5 protein-coding genes and 1 pseudogene are annotated in these 3,931 nt (G+C 39.2%); 1 reads left to right on the forward strand and 5 read right to left on the reverse strand.

The window, feature by feature from the left end:
• Positions 1-101, forward strand: a 101-nt coding sequence (locus IQ224_RS22330) for a transposase (protein ID WP_130758492.1), incomplete at its 5' end; no start/stop codon positions are given.
• Between the two features lie 62 nt (positions 102-163).
• On the opposite strand, the gene IQ224_RS22335 is transcribed toward IQ224_RS22330, so the two are convergent.
• The 5 genes and pseudogenes from IQ224_RS22335 to IQ224_RS22355 all read right to left on the reverse strand — a co-directional run.
• Entirely contained in the window at positions 164-706 is a 543-nt protein-coding gene (locus IQ224_RS22335) for a KGK domain-containing protein (protein ID WP_002746948.1), read from the reverse strand.
• Positions 707-736: 30 nt separating this feature from the next.
• On the reverse strand, positions 737-1,165 hold the full coding sequence (locus IQ224_RS22340; protein WP_002746949.1) for a hypothetical protein: 429 nt from the start codon (positions 1,163-1,165) through the stop codon (positions 737-739).
• 139 nt (positions 1,166-1,304) lie between these two features.
• Positions 1,305-2,381 (reverse strand): dTDP-glucose 4,6-dehydratase, encoded by a 1,077-nt coding sequence (gene rfbB, locus IQ224_RS22345; RefSeq protein WP_194033509.1) that lies wholly within the window; start codon positions 2,379-2,381, stop codon positions 1,305-1,307.
• Positions 2,382-2,427: 46 nt separating this feature from the next.
• Positions 2,428-3,354 carry a cation diffusion facilitator family transporter gene (locus tag IQ224_RS22350; protein WP_036402280.1) on the reverse strand — a complete coding sequence of 309 codons (927 nt, stop codon included), beginning with the start codon at positions 3,352-3,354 and terminating at the stop codon, positions 2,428-2,430.
• A 391-nt stretch (positions 3,355-3,745) separates the two neighbouring features.
• Positions 3,746-3,931 (reverse strand): annotated as a pseudogene (locus IQ224_RS22355) (IS1634 family transposase); the annotation flags it as partial.

A 3,931-nucleotide genomic window follows, 5' to 3' on the forward strand; every position in this document is an offset into this window, starting at 1 on the left:
TCAACAATAAACTTAAACTAATAAAAAGAAGAGGCTATGGCTTTAGAAACTTTCGGAATTTTTGGGTTAGAAGTATGTTATCTTGGCATCTTGTCTGTTGATTTAGCATAAAGAGTAACGAAGAGCCGCTTTAATTTATTTTCCTTATTACCTAATTAGGTTTTCAGGAATTGAAGTTAGTTTTTTCTGAATTTTCTCGCAACATTTGCCGAATTTCCTCTAGGGGTGATTCTGGTTCCAGTGGGCTATTTTCGGGAATAAATTCTAGAGTAATTTTTATTTGACGAGTTTCATTGAAATGCTCAAATCCCTGTTTCTGTAATTCCCGCAGAAATTCGTCATCATAATCTGGATGTCCAGGTGTTTTATTAGGCAGTTTTTCTAAAACATTAGAAAAAGTACATTCTCCATAAGTTTTAACTTTTCCTGTTCTCCAGTCTTTCTCCCCCCGTATTAATAATTTACAATGCTTCCCTTCACTCGGATAATGAACCCATTCAATTTTATTAATTTGACCAAATAGAGACGACCTATCTCCCGTTAGTCTTCCAAAGGAAGTATATTTGCCGATATAGTTTAAAAAATCTGCTTGGATTTTTTCCCTAAATTTTCTCACTAAAATAACTTCTTCATCTTCAAACATCAATACACTATCATCATCTTCGATAATAATTTTCTGAGAGTTGTTAAAAGTATCAAAATTCATTCTTTTGCTCCTTAATTATTCCCTATCCAATCATAATAACATACAAATTTTCTCTAGGGGTGATTCTGGTTCCAGTGGGCTATTTTCGGGAATAAATTCTAGGGTAATTTTTATTTGACGAGTTTCATTTAAATGCTCAAATCCCTGTTTTTGTAATTCCCGCAGAAATTCGCCATCATAATCTGGACGTTCAGGTGTTTTTTTAGGCAGTTTTTCTAAAACACTAGAAAAAGTACATTCTCCATAAATTTTAACTTTTCCTGTTCTCCATTCTTTCTCCCCCCGTATTAATAATTTACAATCCTTCCCTTCACTCGGATAATGAACCCATTCAATTTTATTAATTTGACCAAATAGAGAAGACCTATCTTGCATATCTGTTCGTAGTCTTTCAAAGGAAGTATATTTGCCGATATAGTTCAACAAATCTGCTTGGATTTTTTCCCTAAATTTTCTCACTAAAATAACTTCTTGATTTTTTTTGAGATTTTCCTGTGATCTTAATCACTGAGAATTAAAATATTAATCTAGCTAAAGTAATAAGTGTGTTAGCGAAAACTAACACACCTAAAATTAAGATTAGATTTTTTACCCTTTTCTAACCGTAAACTTTCCCATAATACTCTTGATATTCTTTGGATAACAAGGGTTGCCACCAATCCCGATGATCGAGATACCATTGAATGGTTTTTCTTAATCCCCCCTCTACCGTTTCTTCGGGTTGCCAACCTAATTCGGTGCGAATTTTAGTGGCATCAATAGCATACCGGCGATCATGTCCGGGGCGATCCCTGACAAAAGTAATTAAATTCTGAGCAGGTTTCACGGGTAAATCGGGAGCTAATTCATCCATTAAATCACATAACATCCTGACTAAATCGATATTTTTTACCTCATTATTTCCGCCAATATTATAGGTTTCTCCCGCTTTTCCTTTGTGAATAACTGTATCTAAAGCTTGACAATGATCCCGCACATATAACCAATCTCGAACATTTTGACCATCACCATAAACAGGTAAAGGTTTACCCAAAAGAATATTAATACACATCAAAGGAATTAACTTTTCGGGAAAATGATAGGAACCATAATTATTAGAGCAATTAGTAATAATTGTCGGCATTCCGTAGGTGTGAAAATAAGCTCTCGCTAGATGATCACTCCCCGCTTTTGAGGCAGAATAGGGACTATTAGGAGCATAGGGAGTAGTTTCGGTAAAAGCCGGATCATCTAATCCTAAACTGCCATAAACCTCATCGGTGGAAACGTGCAGAAAACGATAGTTATCGGGTTGGTGATTACTTAACCAATGTTGCCGAAAACTTTCTAATAGAGTAAAAGTTCCCACCACATTAGTTTGCACAAAAGCTCCAGGACCAAGAATCGATCGATCCACATGGGATTCGGCGGCAAAATGGGCAACTGTATCGATATTTTCACCGGCAAATAATTGATCAACTAAAGCTCGATCGCAGATATCCCCTTGCAGAAAACGGAAATTATTTCTATCTTTCAGTGTCGCTAAATTATGCAAATTGCCCGCATAGGTAAGAGCATCGAGAACAATGACACGATCCTCAGGATAATTCTCGCACCAATGATGAACAAAATTCGAGCCGATAAATCCTGCTCCACCAGTAATTACTATGCTTCTAGCTTGATTTTCTGTCGCCATGGCCACCTCTAGCAAAAGTTCGCTACTTATTTTAGGCTTTTTTGCTTCACACTTCTTCATCAAAAGTGATCTGATCGGAGTGATAATCTGGCGGTTCAACGTGAATTAAAATTCTCACAGGGCTAAATTGTTGGCTTAATCTTGCTTCTACCGCTTCCGTGATTGCGTGAGCAGTTTCTACATCTTGAGCGGAGACAATTAGGTGCATTTCCATAAATACCTGTCTTCCCACCACTCCCCGAGACGCGATCGCATGACAATTAAGCACCCCCGGCACCTCCATGACAATTTGATGAATCACTTCAGGAGCGATCGCCATTTCATCCACTAACAAAGGTAAATTTTCCTTGAGAACTTTCCAACCACTGCTAAACACCAAAAAAGCGACGGGAAAGGACAAAATCACATCTAACCATTGTAATTGGGGAATATTAGCCGTATTACCCACCCAAACCCCAACTAACCCCAATAAAACCGTAATTGTCACCCACACATCACTCATGGTATGACGAGCATCGGCAATCAAAATCGCACTACCGACACGCTGCCCCACGGATCTCTCATAGTAGGTGACAAAAATATTCACCCCTAAAACGATAATTAATAGCCATAATTCAGGACCGGCAATCTCGACAGGTTTTCCGCCTTTAATAATACGCATGATCGCCCCCTGCAAGATTTCAAAACAGGCAATTCCCAAAAAGGCAGCGATCGCTAAAGCTCCGATCGCTTCGTATTTCAGATGTCCGTAGGGATGATCTCGATCGGGATAGGGAGAGGAAAACCGCATCGCTACCAATCCCAAGACATTATTGGCACTATCGGTGACACTATGGAGAGCATCCGCTTGCAGACTCAAAGAACTAATTCTCAAACCCACCCCCGCTTTGATCGCCATAACCAAAATGTTCAGCAGCAGGGTGATCCAGAGAACCTTTTGGACGGTAGCCCGATTATCTTTTAAAACAGCCACAGGATTATCAGTTATCAGTTATCAGTGTTAATTTTCCCACTCTTATCTCCGTTTTTTTTCCTTTTTACTTTTGGCTCTTCTAGAGTACTGGACAGTGGGAAGTTCTTGCCGGGGGGGGAATCTGACTATCCCCAGGATGTTCAGGCCCACATTCCGCACCCTAAGTGTCACAACGTCTCAAAAGAGGAAGGGGCGTGAGTCAAAATACTTATCTAGAGGAGTTAGTTGGCGGCAAGCTGCCAGCAACTAAGCCGAAAATTTCAGGGTTCCCCCAGTCATTCTCAATAAACAGTGCTTATTAAGAATAACTGGGCAATCAGACTTAACATCTAGGGGGAGATTTTCCAGTTGCTCGCTTTGTTTTGTCACCCCTTGAAGTCAATCCATCTGGTCAAGATAAGAGATAATATTCCTGGCAAGGTTTGGAAAAAAATCTCAAAATGTTGCGCATCTCATCCGTTAAGTTACTAATCTTTTGATTGTCTTGAATAGGTCGGAGATGAATCCCTTGAAAGTTCTGAAATATCCAGCGTAATGTTGGTCGGTCAGTTAACTTACCCAACTGATTTTTCAGTCC

This window comes from Microcystis sp. LEGE 00066 (assembly GCF_015207925.1).
GTDB classification, from domain to species: Bacteria; Cyanobacteriota; Cyanobacteriia; order Cyanobacteriales; family Microcystaceae; genus Microcystis; species Microcystis ichthyoblabe_A.